The sequence below is a fragment of the Mesorhizobium sp. YR577 genome, from assembly GCF_900116595.1.
GTDB lineage: Bacteria > Pseudomonadota > Alphaproteobacteria > Rhizobiales > Rhizobiaceae > Mesorhizobium_M.
On the sequence record NZ_FPBI01000007.1, the window covers coordinates 1 to 20,104 of the forward strand.

Consider the following 20,104-nt stretch of genomic DNA (forward strand, 5'->3'; position numbering starts at 1 on the left):
GGGCCCTCGGGTCCCTGGCTACCACACCAGGGCGGGAGGTCACCGCCACTCCCCCTTGATCCCGGTTCCAGACCCGGTCCCGCAGGAGCGATGGGAGGATTATGTGCGAGGTGTTTGGGGGTGGGGAAAGATTGGGGGTGAAAAAATGTGTGGGGTGAATGGAAACAATGGGTTGGCGGGAAATTTGCGGTGAATCTTTCCCCCACAGTTTCCGCTGGTTTCAGCTTCGGCAGTTCTGCACCGCTGCGGCCTTCATCGATGGTCCGGCATGGATCCGTCGCAAGAGCGACCCCCGCATGCGCTTCGCTCATGCTGCGCCCGGGATGACGAGGTGGTGGGTGTCGCAGCCAATCGCAAACGTTGTTACTGGCCAAAGACGCAACAGCCGCGCACCAGCGTTGACGATTAGCGAAGACCTAACACGCAATTCGTCATCCTCGGGTCGCAGCACGAGCGAAGCGAAGGGCGGAGATCCGGGGATCCATGCCGGAACGGAGAAGAGCCTCAGCGGTGCAGATTGCAAGAGCGTCAGGACCGGGCCGCGCCCGACGATGCTGCGGCCAATAGGTCCCGGATAACCTCCGCTTCGCTCCGGTTTCCGGGATGACGATGTCATGGTTGGCACCGCCAGTCACCAAGCCCGCCGAGCTACCTTTGCCTCTCCTCCAGATTCTTTGCAGCCCCCTGTCGGCTCGCTCGCAGCTCATTCGTCTTAAGGATATCGACGGTCCGGCAGAGCGCCGGCAGACACACGGGAGACGACGATGAAGACCATGCTGATTGCAATGATCGCCACCGCAGCCGCTGCTTTTGCCGGCCCGCGCACCGCAGAGGCCGAGGAGGCGAAGCCCAGGACCGGCTATGTCGAGAACAATGGCGTGAATTACTATTATGAGATCCATGGCGAGGGCGAGCCACTGCTGCTGTTGCACGGCGGGCTCGGTTCGATCGACATGTTCGCGCCGATCATGCCGGCGTTGACCGAGCACCGGCAGGTGATCGCCGTCGACCTGCAGGGTCATGGCCGCACGGCACTTGGCGAACGCGAGATCAGCCTGACGGCGCTGGGCGACGATATGGCCGCGGTGCTGAAGGAACTTGGCTACCAAAAGGTCGACGTGCTCGGCTATTCCTTCGGTGGTGGTGTCGCCTTCCGGCTTGCCGTGCAGCATCCCGAGGCCGTGCGCCGGGTGGCGCTGGTATCGGCGGGTTACGCGGCCAACGGCTTCTATGACGACATGCGCGTCCAGCAGGCGCAGGTCACGGCAGCCGCCGCCGACTTCATGAAGGATACGCCGATGTACAAGTCCTATGTCGCGGTAGCACCCAAGCCGGAGGACTTTCCAAAACTGCTCGGCCAGATGGGCAGCTTCATGCGTCATGACTACGATTATTCGGAAGACGTCAAGACGCTGAAAATGCCGGTTATGATCGTGTTCGCCGACAGCGACATGTACAAGCCCGAGCATATCGTGAAGTTCTATCAGCTGCTTGGCGGCGGGCTGAAGGATGCCGGCTGGATGCGCGAGACCATGTCGCAGAACCGCCTGGCGATCATCCCCAACCGCACCCACTATGATGTCTTCTTCGCACCCGAACTGGTTTCGACCACGCTGCCGTTCCTCGACGGCCAGACCAAGGTCAAGACGTGGGACGAGGTGGTGGAAGAGGCGAAGAAGTAAGCAAGTTTTACGACGAAAAATGCCCGCGCGTCCGGAAGGAGGCGCGGGCATTTGCTTTAGTCGGGCTGGAATATGTGTGCGTAGAGATAGCTCAGGTTTCGCGCGGCTGTGGCGGTGAGGTGATCTGCATCGCGATACAGCGGGACGCCGTCGCGGGCGGCCGCGCAATGGCCGTTGCTGCAGAAGGCCGCAAGCGGATCGACGATCATCGCATCGTACTTCCTCGCATATGTCTCGATCGTGGAGCGGGCGAGTGCTTGTCTCTTCTCGACGTAACTCCATGGCGGCGCCACGTCCGCAGAGCTACCCTTGATGGCAGCTTTCGCCAGGGCTTCGGGGATATTGCGGCCCATTTCCGGCACATCCATCACCAGGACGACTTTCGTGCCTTGCCGGGTCAGTTCCGCCAAGGTGCGGTCCAGCGCTGCGGCGATAGGTGCCGAATGATCTTCAAGTGAGGGCGATACCGAAGGATCGAAGTAGATGCCCTGGTTGGGAAGCTCGGCGTCGTGAACATATTTCGGCCAGTAGGCGACCAGAAAGACGAGCGGAATATGTTGCTCGGCAATCATATCGCGTATGGCCGCGTTGAATTCCCGGCATTTCTCGAAGAGGAGGGGATCAGACAGCTGCACGTCGAAGAGCGGAGGGCAGGATGGACGCGGGGCCGTCAGCCCACGCACGCCAGCCTGACTGGCCGCAGCGTCGATCGCCGGGCCCATCGCCTCGGCATGGGAGTCGCCCCAGACGAGGAATTTTGGCTCGCCGGAGTCGGTTTTTCCAATGTTGCAAAGCTTGCCCGATCGGACATCCTCGGCGGATGCCTCCTGTCCTTTGCCGTGCTGGGAACATCCAGGCCCCGAAAAGCGGGCGACGTCGTATTTGGCGCTGTAGATCCGCTGCGCGATCTCAGGCAGGCGCTCAGGCACGCCCTGTTTTTCCACGACGATATCGCCGAGTATCACGGACGCCACCACAGCCGCGATCGCGCCTGCAAACAGCGGTCTTCGGTTGATGAAACCGGACTGATTGCGAAAGGGGCGCTCGATGAAGCGCCACGACAATATGGCAGCCGCGATCGCTCCGAGAACGACCAGCACGCCCTGCACCGGGGAGAGTTCCGGCCACACCAGATAACGCGTGAAGACGATGGCGGGCCAGTGCCAGAGATACAGCGAATAGGAGATCAGTCCGATGAACACCATGGGCCGGGCAGTCAGCAGCCGGCCGGCGGGGCCATTGGTTGCATGGCCATGAATGACGAGCGCTGCGCCTATGCATGGAACCAGCGCGGCAAGGCCCGGAAATGGCGTGCTGTCGTCAAAGGCGATGACCGCATAGACGATCAGGAGAATTCCCAACGCGGCCACTGCCTCGCGGGCCGGCCGGCTGCGGACGGCAGGGAGGACGTTGAAGGCTAGAAGCGAGCCGAGCAGCAGCTCCCAGATACGGAATTGCGTCAGGTAGAATGCCGAGACGGGGTTCGTGTGCACGGCCCATACGCTTGCCGCCAGCGATGCAATGAGCAGCGTGAGCAGTATCGGCGCGATGTAGCGGCGGGCAAACCTGCCGAGCAGGATCAGGACCAGGGGAAAGAAGATGTAGAACTGTTCTTCGACAGCCAGCGACCAGGTGTGAACCAGCGGCTTCATCTGGGTGCCGATGTCGAAATAGCCGCTTTCCCTTTCGAACTGGAAGTTCGAGGTGAAGAAGGCGGCGGCACGGAGACTGCGGGCAAAGTATTCGAATTCCGCCGGCATGAAGAAGAGCCATGCCATGATGCCGCAAGCCGCAAACATCGCGAAAAGTGCAGGGAAGATGCGGCGGATCCGGCGCTCGTAGAAGCGCAGGAGATTGAATTCACCTCGGATGATTTCCCGCATGATCAGGGATGCCATCAGGTATCCGGAAATCACGAAGAACACGTCGACGCCGACGAACCCGCCTTTGAAGCCAGGGATTCCGGCGTGATAGAGAACGACCGGCAGAATTGCGATGGCACGCAGGCCGTCAATGTCCGCACGATATCGCAGATGCCCGGCTTGCCGGTCGAGGATTGGCGTCCGGACCGTGCCGGGCGCGACAGCAACATTCACCCAAATCTCTCCTGGAAACATGCGGGGGCGGAGAGGCTTCTGTTCCTGAAATGTGACTTCAGGTGGGCAGAAGCCTTGCGTTGCCACTGCTTAGCGGCAAATACACGGCAAAAGCGGCGGTTCGGTGTCGTCCGATCTGAGCGGACTTGTGCAATGCAACAACACCGTGCCAGAATTTTTGTCGAGTCTATTTTGGATGTTTCTGCGCGGCTTGCCTGGCGCTAAAGAGATCGTTGAGCCTCAACTCGCTGGCTTCTCCACCGCTTGCGCTCGGGTATTGGGCGTCCATCAAGGCGTCCGAAGCGTCGCCAATTCTATGAAATTTGGAAAGAAAAATGAGCCGTTTCTGGAGCAGCCTGACCCACGAGCTGAAGCCATACGTACCGGGCGAACAGCCCCGCATGGCGGATCTGGTCAAGCTCAACACCAATGAAAGTCCGTTTGGTCCTTCGCCGCGCGTGCTGGAAGCTGTACGCGGCGAGGCGGCCGATACGCTGCGGCTGTATCCGGACCCGCAGGCCGTCGCGCTGCGGGCTGCCTTGGCCGCCTATCACAAGGTGCAGCCTGAACAGGTGTTCGTCGGCAACGGTTCGGACGAGGTGCTGGCGCACGTCTTTGCTGCCCTGCTGAAGCATGATGCGCCGTTGCTGTTCCCTGACATCACCTACAGTTTCTACCCGGTCTATTGCCGCCTGTTCGACATCGCCAGCGAGGCCGTGCCGCTTGATCCGGCCATGCAAATTCGTGTTGCCGACTATCGCCGGCCGGCCGGCGCGATCATCATGCCCAATCCGAATGCGCCGACGGGGGTTGCGCTGTCACGCGCTGAGATCGTCACCCTTCTGGAGGATCATCCCGACGCGCCGGTGGTGATCGACGAGGCCTATGTGGATTTCGGTGCCGAGTCTGCGGTTCCGCTGGTCGCCTCACATCCGAACCTTCTGGTGGTTCAGACGATGTCCAAGTCTCGGGCTCTGGCGGGTTTGAGGGTCGGCTATGCGATCGGCGATGCCGAGCTGATCGAGGCGCTCAACCGGGTGAAGGACAGTTTCAACTCCTATCCTCTCGGCCGGCCCGCCCAGGCCGGCGCCATCGCCTCGCTGGAGGACGAAGCCTATTTTCAACAGAGCCGGCTTCGCGTGATCGAAGGCCGCGAGCGGCTGAACCGCGGACTGGTGGGGCTTGGCTTCGACGTACTGCCGTCCGCGGCCAATTTCGTTTTCGCGCGTCATCCGGCGCATGAGGGGGCGGCACTGGCCGCGGCGCTGCGCCAACGGGCGGTAATCGTGCGCCATTTTCCAGCGCCGCGCATCTCTGACTACCTGCGGATAACCGTGGGCACGGAAGAGCAGATCGACCGGCTGTTGTCGGCTCTGTCGGAGATACTGGGCAGTTAGTGCCGCTTCCCGCGGCTGCCCTTCAAGGAACCGCGCAGATCGTCGAGCGCGTCAGGAACCGCTTCTCGCGACCATTGTCGAGCGAGAACATGCCGCCGCGTCCGGGCACGACATCGATGATGAGATCGGTGTGTTTCCACACCTCGAATTGCGAGGCGCTGATATAGACCGGCGTCTCGCCGATCATGCCCAGAAGCACGTCCTGATCGCCGACGATGAAGTCGTTGCGCGGGTAGCACATTGGCGAGGAGCCGTCGCAGCAGCCGCCGGATTGGTGAAACAGCACCGGACCGTGATCGGCGATGATTTCGGCCAGGAACGCTTGCGCTTCCGGGGTGGATGATACCTTTCCCAGAGAGATTTTTTCCAGCATGAGATTCCTCCCTGACGAAAAGATAGAGCGGCGTGGCCGTTTCGACCACGCCGCCGTATGCCTTAGATCGCCGTGCGTCCATTCGGACGCACAAAGGACGATCTAACACTTTGAATGAGCATCGGAATATTCCGAAAACCGGTTCCACTTTTCGGTCCGATGCTCAGGAGGCGATCAGAAGAAGCCGAGCTTCTTCGGGCTGTAGCTGACCAGCATGTTCTTGGTCTGCTGGTAGTGGTCGAGCATCATCTTGTGCGTTTCGCGGCCGATGCCGGACTGCTTGTAGCCGCCGAAGGCAGCATGTGCCGGATAGGCGTGGTAGCAGTTGGTCCAGACGCGTCCGGCCTGGATGGCGCGGCCGAAGCGATAGGCACGCGTGCCGTCGCGGGTCCAGATGCCGGCGCCGAGGCCATAGAGCGTGTCGTTGGCGATCGACAGAGCCTCATCGTCGTCCTTGAAGGTCGTGACCGAAACCACCGGTCCAAAGATCTCCTCCTGGAAGACGCGCATCTTGTTGTGGCCCTTGAAGATCGTCGGCTTGACGTAGTAGCCGCCAGCCAGATCGCCGGGCAGGTGGTTCTGTTCGCCGCCGGTCAGCACTTCCGCGCCTTCCTGGCGGCCGATGTCGAAATAGCTCAGGATCTTTTCAAGCTGTTCGCTGGACGCCTGTGCGCCGATCATCGTGACCGGGTCGAGCGGGTCACCCTGGACGATCGCCTCGACGCGCTTCAACGCCTTTTCCATGAACTTGTCATAGATCTTCTCATGCACCAGCGCGCGGCTGGGGCAGGTGCAGACCTCGCCCTGGTTGAGCGCGAACATGACGAAGCCTTCGATGGCCTTGTCGAGGAAATCGTCATCCTCGGAGGCAACGTCCTGGAAAAAGATGTTGGGCGACTTGCCGCCGAGTTCCAGCGTCACAGGGATGAGGTTATGGCTGGCATATTGCATGATCAGCCGGCCGGTCGTCGTCTCGCCGGTGAAGGCGATCTTGGCGATGCGCGGTGAGGAGGCCAGCGGCTTGCCGGCTTCGAGGCCGAAGCCGTTGACGATGTTGAGTACGCCTTCCGGCAGGATATCGCCGATGAGGTCAGCCCAGAGCATGATCGTGGCAGGCGTCTGTTCCGCCGGTTTCAGAACAACGCAGTTGCCGGCGGCCAGCGCCGGCGCGAGCTTCCAGCAGGCCATGAGAAGCGGGAAGTTCCACGGAATAATCTGGCCGACGACGCCGAGCGGTTCATGGAAGTGGTAGGCGACGGTATCGTCGTCGATCTGCGAGAGGCTGCCTTCCTGTGCGCGCAATGCGCCGGCGAAATAGCGGAAATGATCGATGGCGAGCGGAACGTCGGCGGCGGTCGATTCACGGATCGGCTTGCCGTTGTCCCAGGTCTCGGCCAGAGCGAGGAGGTCGAGATTCTCCTCCATGCGGTCGGCGATCTTGAGCAGCATGTCGGCGCGGGTCGCTGCGGCAGTCTTGCCCCAGGCGTCCTTGGCCTTGTGGGCGGCCTCAAGTGCCGCTTCGATGTCGGACGCATCAGAGCGCGCGACTTCGCCGAGCGGACGGCCGGTCACAGGCGAGATGTTCTCGAAATATTTTCCGGATTTGGGCGCGACCCATTTGCCGCCGATGAAGTTGTCGTAGCGCTTGGCGAAGGGAACCTTGGCCGTGCGGGAAAATTCAACCTTGTTCATGTCTTCCTCCCGAGAAGCGACGCCGCAGGATGCGGCGTTTCGAGAGGCAGGATCGGCGCTGCTTCATGCGTTGTCAGCCCGGGCAGGCGCGATCGCAGCCGCTTAGTGTCGCAAGACTGCGACACCTCGCAGGCACAAAATCAATGCGTGCGCGATACGTCGAGGCGCTTCAGCTTGCGATGCAGCGTGGCGCGGCTGATGCCCAGCACTTGTGCTGCGGCAGTGACGTTGCCATCGGCACGGGCAAGCGCCCGTTGCAGGACGCTGCGTTCGGCATGGGCGAGGTTCTCCGGCTCGCCGCGTGTTGCGCCGAACAGATCGACTGCCGGGAGAGGGCGCGTCAGGCAATCCGGCGTGATGCCGAGCGCCTGCCGTGCGGAGCGCGTCGCGCCGACCACGAGATCGTCGGCATCGACCGCAACAAGTGCACCGACACTCTTGTCGATCGTCGGCGCAAGCAGAATGCGTGCCGTGGGGAACGACAAGCGGAAATTCTCAGCCTCGATGCGGCGCGCGGCGTCGATGACTGCCATCGAGATCAGATTGGCAAAGCCTTCCGTCAGGTCTGCGCGGCAGGAGGATACGTCGAGTGCGGCGACCAGATTGCCCTCATGATCGTAGATCGGGGCGGTGGTACAACTGAGCGCGGTGTTGCGCGTGAAAAAATGCTGGTCGCGGTGGATGGTTAGCGCGCGCTGCTCGACAAGGCAGGTGCCGATGCCGTTGGTGCCTTCGCTGTCCTCGCTCCAGACCGAGCCGGTCCACAGGCCCCAGGAGTGGAATGTCTCGTCGTCGGATGGCGCACCGCGGCGCTCGACGGGTACGCCGTCCCGGTCGGCCAGAAGCACGCAGCAACCGACGCCGCCGACGGCCAGATAGAGCCTGTCCAGACTAGGGCCTGCAGCGGCAAGCAGCGGTTCTATCTTCTGTCGCGCTTCCCTCAGCTCCGTCTCGGTCAGGCGCCTGGGGGATTTTCGTTCTGCCGGATCGAGCTGATGCAAGGCCGAAGAACGCCGCCACGAAGCGACCAGAGCGGATTTCGCTGCGGCGTCCGAAGTGATCGCGGCCTGGATGCGGTCTGCATGATGGGCGGGTAAGTGTCCGACCATTATTTCCTCCCGAAACTTTAGCCTCTTCTCCTCTGCCTGGATCCGGCGCCCTCCCGGGCCGTATCTTGGTCGCAGGCGATGTTTTGCTTTGCCGACCCCCTGCACGTCAATTCATAGAAAGGATGATGTCCCCGGGCCCCTTCGCCGGTCACGAGGTCAGTTGACAGCCGGAGCTGCACGCATGGTTCTCAGTTCGGTGCCTTCGCGCAGTGCCATACCAAGCGACTGGCACATGTTGGGCTTTGTCGAGAATGAAACTTCGAAGCCGTGCCCGGTGGTGAATGTCACGATGATCTGCGAGCCGTCCGACGCCGTCTCGATCTGCCAGCCATCCAGCGGAAAGGTGTAGCGCAGGCTGTTGTCGCTGTATTTTTTCCGGATCGCATCCTTCAGCAGACGCGGCAGCGTCATGGCTATTGCGCAGGCGTCTGCCGCCGACACCTTCAGGTCGACAGCTTGGCCGTTGCCGTCGATCAAGCCCAGCGAAATCGCGTCGCCGCCTTCGGTGACAGAACAGGTCGTCAGCGCCCGGGCATCGATCTTCATGAAGGCCTCTCTTTCTATCCACAAAAATATAACGGGACTCCAGCGTGATGTACAAGAAGCAATTTAACTGTGTTTGAAAGCCAATTTTCAATCGACGTTTCCGCCATGGTGCGCTTGATCGATATATCTATTAAAACATAACAATATGAGTGCTAAATGCCACAATCGGGCGGCTGGTCTTCGTCAGAGCGGCAGGCCACAATGTCCATGTGCCAGCGCTCTCGAAACAAGGGAAGGAAAAACCCGATGAAAATCAGTGCCCGCAATATCCTGAAAGGGAAGGTCGTCAAGATCACCAAGGGTGCGACGACCTCGCATGTCGAAATCGATATCGGCGGCGCGATCGTCACCTCCTCGATCACCAATGCGGCGGTGGACGATCTCAAGCTTGAAACCGGCAAGCAGGCCTATGCCGTCATCAAGGCTTCCGACGTGATGGTCGGCGTCGACTGAGGCATGGTTCGGGAAAACGAGATCAGGCCGAGCGAGGTGGCGGTGAGCCCGCCGCCCGCGACCGATGCCGGACTGGTCTTCATCGGGCGGATCAGCACGCCGTGGACGTCTCGCCTGATGACGCCGCGTCAGGGCAGGGCGGACGGCCCGGTCTGCCGGATCGAGATTTTCGAGCCGTGGGTCGAAGCGCTGGACGGCGTTGAGGAATTCGAGCGGCTGGAGGTGCTTTACTGGCTGCATCAGTCGCGGCGCGATCTGGTGAAGCAAAGCCCTGCCAATGATGGCACCGCGCGCGGGACTTTCGCGCTGCGATCGCCCGTGCGGCCGAACCCGATCGGCACCTCGATCGTGACGCTGGTCGGCGTGGAGGGCTCGACGCTGCTGGTCCGCGGCATGGACCGCCTCGACGGCACGCCGCTCATTGACCTCAAGCCCGACCGGACGCTTTTCACCCCAATCGCCCCGCCGCAGCCGGGCGATTTCGAGACAGGCTAGCAGGATCAGTCGGCAGCAGAGCAGGGCCAGCTTGCCGGAACAGACAGGCCGGCTGGCAGCTTCGTGGTGCTGTCACCGCAAGCCAGGTCGACCTGTCCCTGCTGCAGATTTTTTGCCGCCGACAGGTCCACACCTTCGATTCGTGTCAGAAACATAAAGGCGCGGTCGAAGTCTATCGGCCCCTCGAAGACCGAGCCGACGAAGCTGGCGCGCGAAAGATTGGCCATGGGAAAACGGGTGCCGGTGAGCACAGCCTTGTCGAAACTGGCGCGGCCGAGCTCGGCCTTCTCGAAATCGGCGCCGGTAAGACGCGCATTGCTGAAATTGGTCCGCTGCAATTCGGAGCTGGCAAATGAAGCGTTTTCGGCCGAAACGTCCGAGAAATCACAGCGATAGCCTTCGACCTTGGCGAAGTTTGCCTTGTCGGCACTGGCCGAGGCAAGCGAAGCGCGCACCAAAGTCGCCTTTTCCAGATTCGCCGACTTGAGATTGGAACCGCTGAGGTCGGTCTGCGAGAAATCGGTATCAGACAGATTGGCGTTTTCGAGATTGCTGCTGCCGAGTATCAGCTGCTTCTTGTTGCAGCCGCTCCAGTTCATTCCGGCCACCGGCGAGCTTCTGCAATCCTGCGCGCGAGCCGGGAATGCCGACGCGGCAATCGTTGCGGAAAAGACCAAGGCACAAAAAGCAAGAGAGCGAAAAGCGCTTGCAGGCCCAGGCCGGATAAAACGAAAGGGCCTTGGGAGCAGGGCACCCATATCGGCATGACAAGTATGCTCGGCGCTCAGCGTATTCATCTCATTGCTCCGAGATTCGATGTCGTTTCAGGTGCCAGCGCATAATGTGGGTGTCCCGGAGAGTCCACTCAAGATGCAACTTCGACGCTATTCCATCCGACCGTGCCCTGCAATCGATTGGCGTCCTTGCCGGGCTTATCGAAGCGTTCCAGATGCGACGAAAGTTCTATCTGAGACGGGCTGAAGATGCCGTCTCAACTGCTTTAAAGCTAAAAGATAGTCTATTGACATATAGATATGCCCTGCATAGCTTTCGCCCGAGCTGATACCGGTCTGCGAAGTTGAGGACAAGCTGACGGTGGATGCTGGCTGAGATAGCGGCTCAGTCGGCCAGCTTGTTTGACCAAGTGGAGGAAACCAATGAAATTCTTGCGCCTTGCGATCTCCGCGGCGGTATCGGCCATTGCTCTCGGCACGGCGGCTGCAGAACCCGTGAAAATCGCTTTCCTGACGCCGAAGACCGGGCCGCTGGCCTTTATCGGCGCCATGTACGATCCCACGATCAACTTCGTCCAGAAACCATTCAACGAAGCCGCCGGCGAAACCGGCAACACGCTGGACATTGCCGTTTACGATGATTCCGGAACCACGCAGGGTGCTGCGGATCGCTTCAAGCAGGCGATCGCCGACGGTGCGCGCGTCTTCATCGGTGCGGGAACTTCGCCTTTGGCTGCACAGAATCTGGCGGATATCCGGCGCTGGAACCAGCGCAATCCGGATGATCCGGCCATGCTGCTCATCGTCGGCTCGGAAGGATCGAACTTCATCGGTTCCGATTGCGACTTCTATTCCTTCCACTTCACGACAACACCCTTCATCCGGCAGAACGCCTTGGCAAAGGTCATGAAGGACGAAGGGTCGCTGGGTGAAAAGGTCTACTCGCTCCAGCCCGACTACACGATGGGCCGCGAGATGGAGGCGGCGGTCGGGCAAAATGCCGAGGCCTACGGCTACAAGGTTGTCGGCCAGACGCGCCATGACGTCTTTAAGATCAAGGACTTTTCGCCGTTCATCGAGAAAGTTCGCGCCACCGCGCCCGACACGATCTTTACGGCAAGCAGCGGAAGCGATCTGCGTCTCATCCTCCAGGCGGCATCGGCCTCTGGATTGAAGGCGCGTTTCGCGAGCACCTTCCTTGACGAACCCGGAAACCTGGCCGCCGCAGGCGCGTCTGCTCTTGATAGCCACAGCGCACAATTGTTCAACGCTGAAGCAAGCGGCGAAGCTGGCGAGAAATATCGTGCTGCATTCAACGCAGCTGCTGGCCGTGACCCTGTCGCGTATATGAACAACAGCGTTCAGACGCTGAGCATGCTGAGCGCTGCGATCACCGCGCGGCCAAAGGCGGACAAGGTCGCGGTCAACGACCTCGCCAAGTCCCTGGAAACCGTGCAGGTCGACTGGCCCCACGGCAAGCTTTCGATGCGTGCCGAGGATCATCAGATCCAGCTGCCATTGGTCATCACCAAAGTTTCGAAGAACGCTCGCGACAAGGTGGATGGCACCGATATGGGGTTCGAGCCGGTCAAGGTCCTGAGTGCTGAAGAAACGTCGCTTCCGGTCAGCGCCGACTGCAAAATGAAGCGGCCCTGATCCATCGTAAGAAATTGCGGACGGGAGCCCTCACTCCCGTCCGTTTTGCGCTATGCCGGCAGGCATCTCATAAAATCAGCTGATGCGGCATGAACCGCGCTCAGAATCGGTCGTGCAAAGATGCTCCAGATTGGCGATTGCCGAATTGTCTCGGTCCTCGAGCAGGAGTTCGAGCCGCGTGTCGACTTTCTGTTTCCAGAACTGGATCTCGTTTCTCTTGCTGGAGAGCAGAGCTGGCTGGAACCATCGCATCTGGATTTTTCGAGCGGTGTCGTCCGGCTTGCGATTCAAAGCTTCATTGTCAAAGTGGATGGCCTGACCATTGTCGTCGATACCGGCATCGGCGAAGAAAAGCCGCGGCATCGCCCGGAATGGCACCGGCGAAAGAATACAGGTTTTCTCGATAGCCTTGGCGAACATGGTGCTGCGCCGGAGACAGTCGATCTGGTTGTCTGCACCCATATCCATGTCGATCATGTCGGCTGGAATACGCGATGGATGGACGGCAGCTGGCAGCCTGCCTTCCCGAATGCGCGCTATCTCATCCCCTTGATCGAGCGCGACCATATGCGCGCTCAAGCCGAGCCGCCCTCATATTATGCGGATAGTGTGGCGCCGCTTCCCGACACTCTGGTCGAATGGGTCCAACCGCATCATGAGATCTGTCCGGGACTGACGCTGGTGCCTCTGCCGGGGCATTCCCCGGGCATGGTAGGGCTCTGGATCGAGCGAGAGGGCAAGAGGGCCATGCTCTGTTCGGACGCATTGCATAGCCCCTTCCAGCTTCGCCTTCCCGAGGTTTCGAGCTCGTTGTGCTCGGACGCCAGTCTGGCGCGGACGACACGCCGCGCACTGCTGTCCGAGTGCGCCGCAGAGGATATGTTGCTGGTTCCTGCCCATTTGCGCGAGCACGCCGCAATCCGGGTGCATAGGGACGGCAACGTGTTCCAGCCGGAATTTGTCGATTTCGTCGGTTGAGGCCAGCGGGATGCGGGCGGCGATTTTTCTGCGTTATCCAGAAATGAACAGGCCCCGCGGTTAGGCGGGGCCTGTTCATTTGTCTTGGTCAACTACAAGCTGCTAGCAGCCATCGCCGCGGCGCGCGGCGGGCTATTCCTTCTCACGAACACCCGCTCGTAGCCCCACAAGTATCGCACTTTTCACACGTGCCATTCCTCACCATCGTGAAGTTCTGGCATTCCGAGCAGGAGTTGCCGGTGTAGCCTTGCATCATCGACTTCATGCGGCGGTCGGCGGCTTTGGCCTTGGCGTCTGCCACTTCGTTTGCGGCAGCTTCGGTGAAGAGGGCGGAGGCGGGGGAGGAGTCCTCGACTGCGGCTTCCTCGGCCAGTTCCTTGGCGCGCTCTTCATAGTCGCGCTTGAAGGCGGTTGCTTCCTCGCGCAGTTCGGCCATGACGGGCTTCAGCGCGGTCACTGTTGCGCTGCTGGTGGCGAGCGCCCGCACGTTCGAGCCGGAATAGGCGGTCGGGGCGACCTTGGCGGGCTGGCTGCCGGGCGCGCCGGCAAAGCCCTTGGGGTCGGCCGAGCCGATGCCGGAGACGACCTTCAGCGGGGCGCCGCGGGTCAGGCCCTTGGAGACGGCCTGCGCACGGCCTTCCGAAATGCCGCGCCCGAGCGAGGTGTTGGAAAAGTCCGACGTGTCGACATGGGCGAGGTCGCTGCGGTCGAGATAGGAGACGGCCAGTTCGCGGAACACATAGTCGAGGATCGACGTGGCATTCTTGATCGCGTCGTTGCCGACGACCATGCCGGCCGGCTCGAACTTGGTGAAGGTGAAGGCCTCGACATATTCGTCCAGCGGCACGCCATATTGCAGGCCGAGCGAGATGGCTATGGCGAAGTTGTTCATCATGGCGCGGAAGGCAGCGCCTTCCTTGTGCATGTCGATGAAGATCTCGCCGAGGCGGCCATCGTCGAACTCGCCGGTGCGCAGATAGACCTTGTGGCCGCCGACGACTGCCTTCTGGGTGTAGCCCTTGCGGCGGTTCGGCAGCTTTTCGCGGTCGCGGTACAGGCGCTCCACCACGCGCTCGACGATCTTTTCGGTGACCGTCACGGCCTGTGCTGCTGCCGGGGCAGCGAGCAGGGCCTCGATCACGTCATCCTCGTCCTCTTCATCGTCTGCGAGCAGCGAGGCGTTGAGCGGCTGGGAGAGCTTGGAGCCGTCGCGATAGAGCGCGTTGGCCTTCAGCGCCAGCTTCCAGGACAGCATGTAGGCTTCCTTGCAGTCCTCGACGGTTGCCTCGTTGGGCATGTTGATGGTCTTCGAGATTGCGCCCGAGATGAAGGGCTGGGCAGCAGCCATCATGCGGATGTGGCTCTCGACCGAGAGATAGCGCTTGCCGATCTTGCCGCAGGGGTTGGCGCAGTCGAACACCGGCAGGTGCTCGTCCTTCAGGAAGGGCGCGCCTTCCAGCGTCATCGCACCGCAGATGTGGATGTTGGCGGCCTCGATCTCCTTCTTGGAGAAGCCGAGCGCAGGCAGGATCTCGAACGAGAAATCGTTGAGCTGCTCGTCGGTAAAGCCGAAGGTCTCCTTCACCCAGTCAGCGCCGAGCGTCCACTGGTTGAACACGAACTTGATGTCGAAGGCCTGCTTGAGAGCGGCGTTCAGTGCGGCGATCTTGTCGTCGGTGAAGCCCTTGGCGCGCAGCGAGCCGGGGTTGATTCCGGGCGCCTGATTGAGATTGCCATGGCCGACCGCGTAAGCCTCGATCTCGGCGATCTGGCTTTCGGAGTAGCCGAGCGTGCGCAGCGCCTCGGGAACGGCGCGGTTGATAATCTTGAAATAGCCGCCGCCGGCGAGCTTCTTGAATTTCACCAGGGCGAAGTCGGGCTCGATGCCGGTGGTGTCACAATCCATGACGAGGCCGATCGTGCCGGTCGGCGCAATCACGGTCGCCTGGGCGTTGCGGTAGCCATGCTCCTCGCCGAGCTCGATGGCGCGGTCCCAGGCAGCGCGGGCATGCGTCACCAGTTCCTGCTGCTTGAGGTCGGAAGCGACCAGCGGCACGGGATTGACGGCAAGCTTCTCATAGCCGTCCTTGTCGCCATAGGCGGCGCGGCGATGGTTGCGCATGACGCGCAGCATGTTGGCGGCATTGCGGTCGTAGTCGGCGAAGGCGCCGAGTTCGGAAGCCATCTCGGCCGAGGTGGCGTAGGCGATGCCGGTCATGATGGCGGTGAGTGCTGCACCAATGGCGCGGCCTTCGTCGGAGTCATAAGGAATGCCGGAGGTCATCAGCAGGCCGCCGATATTGGCGTAGCCGAGGCCGAGGGTGCGGTATTCGTAGGAGAGCCTGGCGATTTCCTTGGACGGGAACTGCGCCATCATCACCGAGATCTCGAGCACCATGGTCCACAGGCGCACGGTGTGCTCATAGGCAGCGATGTCGATCGTGCCGTCCGCGTTGCGGTAGGGCAGGAGGTTGATGGAAGCGAGATTGCAGGCCGTGTCGTCGAGGAACATGTATTCCGAGCACGGGTTGGAGCCGCGGATCGGGCCGGCCGCCGGCGAGGTGTGCCAGTCGTTCATCGTCGTGTTGAAGTGCAGGCCCGGATCGGCGGAGGCCCATGCGGCGTGGCCGATCTTTTCCCACAGGTCGCGCGCCTTGAGCGTCTTCATGACGCGGCCGTCCTTGCGGGCGGTCAGGTTCCAGTCGCCATCGGTCTCGACGGCGCGCAGGAAGTCGTCCTTCAGCGAGACGGAGTTGTTGGAGTTCTGGCCCGAAACGGTGAGGTAGGCTTCCGAATCCCAGTCGGTGTCGTAGGTCTTGAAGTCGATGGACTTGTAGCCCTGCTTGGCGAACTGGATGACGCGCTTGACGTAGTTTTCCGGAACGGAATTCTTCTTGGCCGCCTTGATCTCGCGCTTCAGCGCCGGGTTCTTCAGCGGGTCGAAGCAGTCGCCATTGTCGGCTTCGCAGTTGATGCAGGCCTTCATGATGGCAGCGAGGTGGTTACGGACGATCTTGGAGCCGGTGACGAGCGAGGCGACCTTCTGCTCCTCGTTCACCTTCCAGTCGATATAGGCCTCGATATCGGGGTGATCAGCATCGACCACCACCATCTTGGCGGCGCGGCGCGTGGTGCCGCCCGACTTGATCGCGCCGGCAGCGCGGTCGCCGATCTTGAGGAAGCTCATCAGGCCGGACGACTTGCCGCCGCCGGAAAGCTTTTCGCCTTCGCCGCGCAGCATGGAGAAGTTGGAGCCGGTGCCGGAGCCATATTTGAACAGGCGCGCCTCGCGCACCCACAGGTCCATGATGCCGCCTTCGTTGACGAGGTCGTCGGCAACCGACTGGATGAAGCAGGCATGCGGCTGCGGGTGTTCATAGGCCGACTTGGACTTGGTCAGCTTGCCGGTGAAAGGGTCGACATAGAAATGGCCCTGGCCGGGGCCGTCGATGCCATAGGCCCAGTGCAGGCCGGTGTTGAACCACTGCGGCGAGTTCGGGGCGACGCGCTGGGTGGCGAGCATGTAGGAGAGCTCGTCCTTGAAGGCGCGGGCGTCGTCTTCGGACTTGAAGTAGCCGCCCTTCCAGCCCCAATAGGTCCAGGTGCCGGCGAGACGGTCGAAGACCTGGCGGGCATCGATCTCGGAACCGTAGCGTTCATCTGCGGGCAGGGCGGCAAGGGCTGCCTCATCGGGCACCGAGCGCCACAGGAAGGAAGGAACGTCGTTTTCCTCGACCTTCTTCAGCCGGGCGGGCACGCCGGCCTTGCGGAAATACTTCTGGGCAAGGATGTCGGCGGCGACCTGCGAGAACTGCGCCGGTACGTCGATGTTGTCCAGGCGGAAGACCACCGAACCATCAGGGTTCTTGATCTCGCTCAGCGCCTTGCGGAATTCGATCTCCGCGTAAGCCGATTGTCCGTCCTTGGTGAAACGCCGCTCGATGCGCATTTGTCCGTTCCTCAGTCCCTATATATAGCACCTATCCACAGGAAACCCTCGCAGTTTCCGCATGAAGGCGCATGCCCGTTCAATTCCGGCTTTCACTGGGAAAGCCGGGGTCCCCGGCCTTCGTTCCCGCCTGGGTCGCCGTTATGCCAAATCCCCTGGCCGGCAACCCACTTTCGGCGAGACCGGAAGGCCTCAATCCAACACTTGGCTGTGATTCCTCTCATCGAGAGAGTTGCACACTAGCTAGTGTTGGAGCCTGATCGCAAACACTAAATATAGTGTTAAACAGTTATTTATTCCAGTGTCACACAGGCATGCTACGCGACAAAATTCCCGGCAGAACGCGTGCGAAAGCCCACCGTCGAAACGGGGCAAAATCCGCCAGAACGCATGCTAATCCGGGAAAAAAGACCGGTTCAAAGAACCCGCCGGCCGCACCCTAAACAAGGACACGTGGCCCATAAAAGACGACTCGGATTTCATCGTCAAGGATTCGTTTCTGTAAGTTTTATGACCCCAACATCTTGTGTGTCACTTATGTGGATAGTGGGGAGAATAAACGCCGGAAAAGCGCGGCTCCGCGGTTTTGCCCAAACCGCGCGAAAAAACATCTTGCTATTGGTTGCGGCCTGGCGGCTGCACCCAATTACGCGCCCAGGTGGCCGAATCGCTGACGGCGCGTGTGTGTCGCGTCTTCAGGAAACGGCGCCGAGCAGGGCGAATATCGTCGCTGCCAGCAGGGCCGAAGCCGGCACGGTGGTTGCCCAAGCCATGACGATGGTTCTGACATGGGCGCGGCGCACCAGGCGGCGGCGGGTGATCTCTTCGTTCGACGGTCCCTTGCGCGGGTTGTCGTCGTCGTCCTCGTCATCCTCGGCCGATTCGTTTTTCGATCCCGCCTTGCCGGTCTTCTTCAATTGCCTGCGGCGCTCGAGATAGGCACGGCGATGCTTTGAATTCTCGATGTACCATTCGCGGAAGAAGCCGACGCCGAAGACGGCGCCCACGGCAATATGCGTCGAGGATACCGGCAGGCCGAACCACGAGGCGACGATGACGATGATCGCCACGGCAAGCGCCACCGAGAAGGCGCGCATCGGGTTGAGCTTGGTGATCTCGCCGCCGACGACCCGCACCAGCTTGGGCCCGTAGAGCAGCAGGCCGCAGGAAATGCCGAGCGCGCCGATGAGCATAACCCAGAAGGGAATGTTGACGACGTCTGCCACCGCGCTCTTTCTGGCTGCATCGACGATCGCCGCCAGCGGCCCGACCGCGTTGGCGACGTCGTTGGCGCCATGAGCGAAGGACAGAAGTGCTGCGGAGCCGATCAGGGGCAGCCGGAAAAGTTTTCTTAGCGAGCGGTTGCGGTTCTCCAGGCCTTGCGATTGCGCCAGCACGGACCGATGAGAAAGCGCCCAGGCAAGCAGAAAGCAGGCGATGCCGACCAAAGCCGTTACCCCTGCACCTGCACCGGGAAAGAGCTTCGTCACGAGATAGGTGGCGAAAGAGCCGGCCATCAAGGCGATCAGCAGCGGAACCCAGCGCCTCGCGGCGGCGATCTTGTCGTCCTGATAGATGATCGCGGTCTTGATGAAGGCCTGGAAGACGATCGCGACGGCCGCGCCAAGGATAGGGGTCACGACCCAGCTCGTCGCTATGGTGGTCATCGACAGCCAATCGACGGCACCGAGGCCGGCGGCTGCCGCACCTGCTCCGACCACGCCGCCGACGATGGAGTGGGTGGTCGACACTGGTGCGCCGATCCAGGTGGCGAAGTTGATCCACAGCGCCGACGAGATCAGGCCGGCAAGCATCAGCCGGATCAGCACCGCGGGATCGGAAACGACCTCGGGCTGGATGATGTTGGACGAGATCGTGGCGACGACGGCGTCGCCGGCAATCAGGGCGCCTGCCGTTTCGAAGATGGCTGCGATGATCAGCGCGCTGACCATGGTCATGGCCTTGGCGCCGACGGCAGGGCCGACATTGTTGGCGACGTCGTTGGCGCCGATGTTCATGGCCAGATAGGCCGCCATTGCCGCCGCGATCACCACGACGATGGCCTGCGGTTGACCGAAGACGTAGATCGCTGCCGCGGAAGCCGCCAGCAGGAGGAATAGCAGCGCCAGGCCGGGTGCTAGAAATCCGCGTGCGACGAAGCCGGTCGCTTCCTCAATGTCGGCAAGCCGGCCCAGATCCTTATCGAGTGTATGTTTGGAGCGCGCGCCGTCGCTCATGACTGGCAAGGCCACGGCCACGGCAAGCCGGAAGACCGTGCCGTCGGCGTATATCTGGCGGAGTGGGGGCCTGCTGCGGGGTTCATCGCCTGGAAGTTAGCGAAATCAGGCAGCGGTTTTGTGTCGGCTCTCGCCGAAGTGCCTGATGAGCTCGCCAAGATCCTGCTCCCGCACCAGCCTTGCTGCCTTGGAAACGGGAAACCACTCGCGCTTGCGCTCGTCTTTCTCGGGCCATTTGGAGGCGACACCGTCGACATGCATCGGAAATACGAGCACTTCGCAGCGCCGTTCCATGCCCGACGACAGGCGCTTGGCGTAGTAGTAACGGCCGAGTTCGAGATGGGACATGGAGCCTGACAGGCCGGCTTCCTCGGCTGCTTCGCGCGCAGCGGACTCGTAGAGTTGTTCAGTGCCTTCCGGCCAGCCCTTGGGCAGAACCCAGCGGCCGGTGTCACGGCTGGTGATCAGCATGATCTCGGTACGACCGGCGCGCTCGCGCCACGGCAATGCGGCAACCTGCACACGGCACGGCATCGCTCCGAAGAGGCGCCTGATCCGCTCAACCATATGGTTGCGTGTGACGTGGTTCATAAGCATCGACGTTGGTCTTTCCCGGTTCTCCGATTCGTTTGCCGTCTCACGAATATTAGAGTTAATTATGCGTAATAATAGTAAAAATTCGACTAATCCCCGACCGAAATCAGGTG

Annotated in this window: 15 protein-coding genes; 6 read left to right on the forward strand and 9 right to left on the reverse strand. The window is 61.3% G+C overall.

Translation table 11 applies throughout. The features are described 5' to 3' along the window. Positions 1-764 precede the first annotated feature (764 nt). Positions 765-1,682, forward strand: a complete 918-nt coding sequence (locus BM413_RS11370) for an alpha/beta fold hydrolase (protein ID WP_091913410.1) — start codon at positions 765-767, stop codon at positions 1,680-1,682. A 56-nt stretch (positions 1,683-1,738) separates the two neighbouring features. On the opposite strand, the gene BM413_RS11375 is transcribed toward BM413_RS11370, so the two are convergent. Further along, positions 1,739-3,778, reverse strand: a complete 2,040-nt coding sequence (locus BM413_RS11375; protein ID WP_244537843.1) for an acyltransferase family protein — start codon at positions 3,776-3,778, stop codon at positions 1,739-1,741. Positions 3,779-4,113: 335 nt separating this feature from the next. Between BM413_RS11375 and hisC the strand changes: the two genes are divergently transcribed. Continuing rightward, a complete protein-coding gene (gene hisC, locus BM413_RS11380) occupies positions 4,114-5,175 on the forward strand; it encodes a histidinol-phosphate transaminase (protein ID WP_091913413.1) in 1,062 nt (353 codons plus the stop codon). Positions 5,176-5,197: 22 nt separating this feature from the next. On the opposite strand, the gene BM413_RS11385 is transcribed toward hisC, so the two are convergent. From BM413_RS11385 to BM413_RS11400, 4 genes are all read right to left on the reverse strand, one after another. After that, positions 5,198-5,548 (reverse strand): DUF779 domain-containing protein, encoded by a 351-nt coding sequence (locus BM413_RS11385; protein ID WP_091913415.1) that lies wholly within the window; start codon positions 5,546-5,548, stop codon positions 5,198-5,200. Positions 5,549-5,722: 174 nt separating this feature from the next. After that, positions 5,723-7,240 carry an aldehyde dehydrogenase gene (gene adh / locus BM413_RS11390; protein WP_091913416.1) on the reverse strand — a complete coding sequence of 506 codons (1,518 nt, stop codon included), beginning with the start codon at positions 7,238-7,240 and terminating at the stop codon, positions 5,723-5,725. Positions 7,241-7,380: 140 nt separating this feature from the next. Next, positions 7,381-8,349: a helix-turn-helix domain-containing protein gene (locus BM413_RS11395; RefSeq protein WP_091913418.1), complete on the reverse strand. Its 969-nt coding sequence runs from the start codon at positions 8,347-8,349 to the stop codon at positions 7,381-7,383. A 156-nt stretch (positions 8,350-8,505) separates the two neighbouring features. After that, positions 8,506-8,895: a hypothetical protein gene (locus BM413_RS11400; RefSeq protein WP_091913419.1), complete on the reverse strand. Its 390-nt coding sequence runs from the start codon at positions 8,893-8,895 to the stop codon at positions 8,506-8,508. 246 nt (positions 8,896-9,141) lie between these two features. Here BM413_RS11400 and BM413_RS11405 point away from each other — a divergent pair, with 246 nt between their 5' ends. Both BM413_RS11405 and tsaA read left to right on the forward strand, forming a co-directional pair. Continuing rightward, positions 9,142-9,348, forward strand: coding sequence for a TOBE domain-containing protein (locus tag BM413_RS11405; protein WP_091913421.1), 207 nt, complete (start codon positions 9,142-9,144; stop codon positions 9,346-9,348). 3 nt (positions 9,349-9,351) lie between these two features. After that, positions 9,352-9,843, forward strand: a complete 492-nt coding sequence (gene tsaA / locus BM413_RS11410; protein ID WP_091913422.1) for a tRNA (N6-threonylcarbamoyladenosine(37)-N6)-methyltransferase TrmO — start codon at positions 9,352-9,354, stop codon at positions 9,841-9,843. A 5-nt stretch (positions 9,844-9,848) separates the two neighbouring features. On the opposite strand, the gene BM413_RS11415 is transcribed toward tsaA, so the two are convergent. Continuing rightward, entirely contained in the window at positions 9,849-10,601 is a 753-nt protein-coding gene (locus tag BM413_RS11415) for a pentapeptide repeat-containing protein (protein WP_091913718.1), read from the reverse strand. 399 nt (positions 10,602-11,000) lie between these two features. Between BM413_RS11415 and BM413_RS11420 the strand changes: the two genes are divergently transcribed. Both BM413_RS11420 and BM413_RS11425 read left to right on the forward strand, forming a co-directional pair. Beyond that, on the forward strand, positions 11,001-12,233 hold the full coding sequence (locus tag BM413_RS11420; RefSeq protein ID WP_091913424.1) for an ABC transporter substrate-binding protein: 1,233 nt from the start codon (positions 11,001-11,003) through the stop codon (positions 12,231-12,233). Positions 12,234-12,353: 120 nt separating this feature from the next. Then, complete coding sequence (locus tag BM413_RS11425) at positions 12,354-13,211, forward strand: MBL fold metallo-hydrolase (protein WP_091913425.1); 858 nt, start codon at positions 12,354-12,356, stop codon at positions 13,209-13,211. Positions 13,212-13,353: 142 nt separating this feature from the next. Here BM413_RS11425 and BM413_RS11430 read toward each other — a convergent pair whose 3' ends face one another. The 3 genes from BM413_RS11430 to BM413_RS11440 all read right to left on the reverse strand — a co-directional run bounded on the left by BM413_RS11430 (position 13,354) and on the right by BM413_RS11440 (position 19,994). Then, positions 13,354-17,160: a vitamin B12-dependent ribonucleotide reductase gene (locus BM413_RS11430; RefSeq protein ID WP_091913427.1), complete on the reverse strand. Its 3,807-nt coding sequence runs from the start codon at positions 17,158-17,160 to the stop codon at positions 13,354-13,356. A 695-nt stretch (positions 17,161-17,855) separates the two neighbouring features. Beyond that, a complete protein-coding gene (locus tag BM413_RS11435; protein ID WP_091913429.1) occupies positions 17,856-19,397 on the reverse strand; it encodes an inorganic phosphate transporter in 1,542 nt (513 codons plus the stop codon). Positions 19,398-19,502: 105 nt separating this feature from the next. Further along, positions 19,503-19,994 carry an NUDIX hydrolase gene (locus BM413_RS11440; RefSeq protein ID WP_091913430.1) on the reverse strand — a complete coding sequence of 164 codons (492 nt, stop codon included), beginning with the start codon at positions 19,992-19,994 and terminating at the stop codon, positions 19,503-19,505. Positions 19,995-20,104: the final 110 nt, after the last annotated feature.

What these genes read in the sequence shown, in the direction of transcription:
- BM413_RS11370 (WP_091913410.1), top strand. Translation starts at nt 765, where the DNA reads ATGAAGACCATGCTGATTGCAATGATCGCCACCGCAGCCGCTGCTTTT.
- hisC (WP_091913413.1), top strand. Translation starts at nt 4,114, where the DNA reads ATGAGCCGTTTCTGGAGCAGCCTGACCCACGAGCTGAAGCCATACGTA.
- BM413_RS11385 (WP_091913415.1), bottom strand. Translation starts at nt 5,548, where the DNA reads ATGCTGGAAAAAATCTCTCTGGGAAAGGTATCATCCACCCCGGAAGCG.
- adh (WP_091913416.1), bottom strand. Translation starts at nt 7,240, where the DNA reads ATGAACAAGGTTGAATTTTCCCGCACGGCCAAGGTTCCCTTCGCCAAG.
- BM413_RS11395 (WP_091913418.1), bottom strand. Translation starts at nt 8,349, where the DNA reads ATGGTCGGACACTTACCCGCCCATCATGCAGACCGCATCCAGGCCGCG.
- BM413_RS11400 (WP_091913419.1), bottom strand. Translation starts at nt 8,895, where the DNA reads ATGAAGATCGATGCCCGGGCGCTGACGACCTGTTCTGTCACCGAAGGC.
- BM413_RS11405 (WP_091913421.1), top strand. Translation starts at nt 9,142, where the DNA reads ATGAAAATCAGTGCCCGCAATATCCTGAAAGGGAAGGTCGTCAAGATC.
- tsaA (WP_091913422.1), top strand. Translation starts at nt 9,352, where the DNA reads ATGGTTCGGGAAAACGAGATCAGGCCGAGCGAGGTGGCGGTGAGCCCG.
- BM413_RS11415 (WP_091913718.1), bottom strand. Translation starts at nt 10,601, where the DNA reads ATGGGTGCCCTGCTCCCAAGGCCCTTTCGTTTTATCCGGCCTGGGCCT.
- BM413_RS11420 (WP_091913424.1), top strand. Translation starts at nt 11,001, where the DNA reads ATGAAATTCTTGCGCCTTGCGATCTCCGCGGCGGTATCGGCCATTGCT.
- BM413_RS11425 (WP_091913425.1), top strand. Translation starts at nt 12,354, where the DNA reads ATGCTCCAGATTGGCGATTGCCGAATTGTCTCGGTCCTCGAGCAGGAG.
- BM413_RS11430 (WP_091913427.1), bottom strand. Translation starts at nt 17,160, where the DNA reads ATGCGCATCGAGCGGCGTTTCACCAAGGACGGACAATCGGCTTACGCG.
- BM413_RS11435 (WP_091913429.1), bottom strand. Translation starts at nt 19,397, where the DNA reads ATGAGCGACGGCGCGCGCTCCAAACATACACTCGATAAGGATCTGGGC.
- BM413_RS11440 (WP_091913430.1), bottom strand. Translation starts at nt 19,994, where the DNA reads ATGCTTATGAACCACGTCACACGCAACCATATGGTTGAGCGGATCAGG.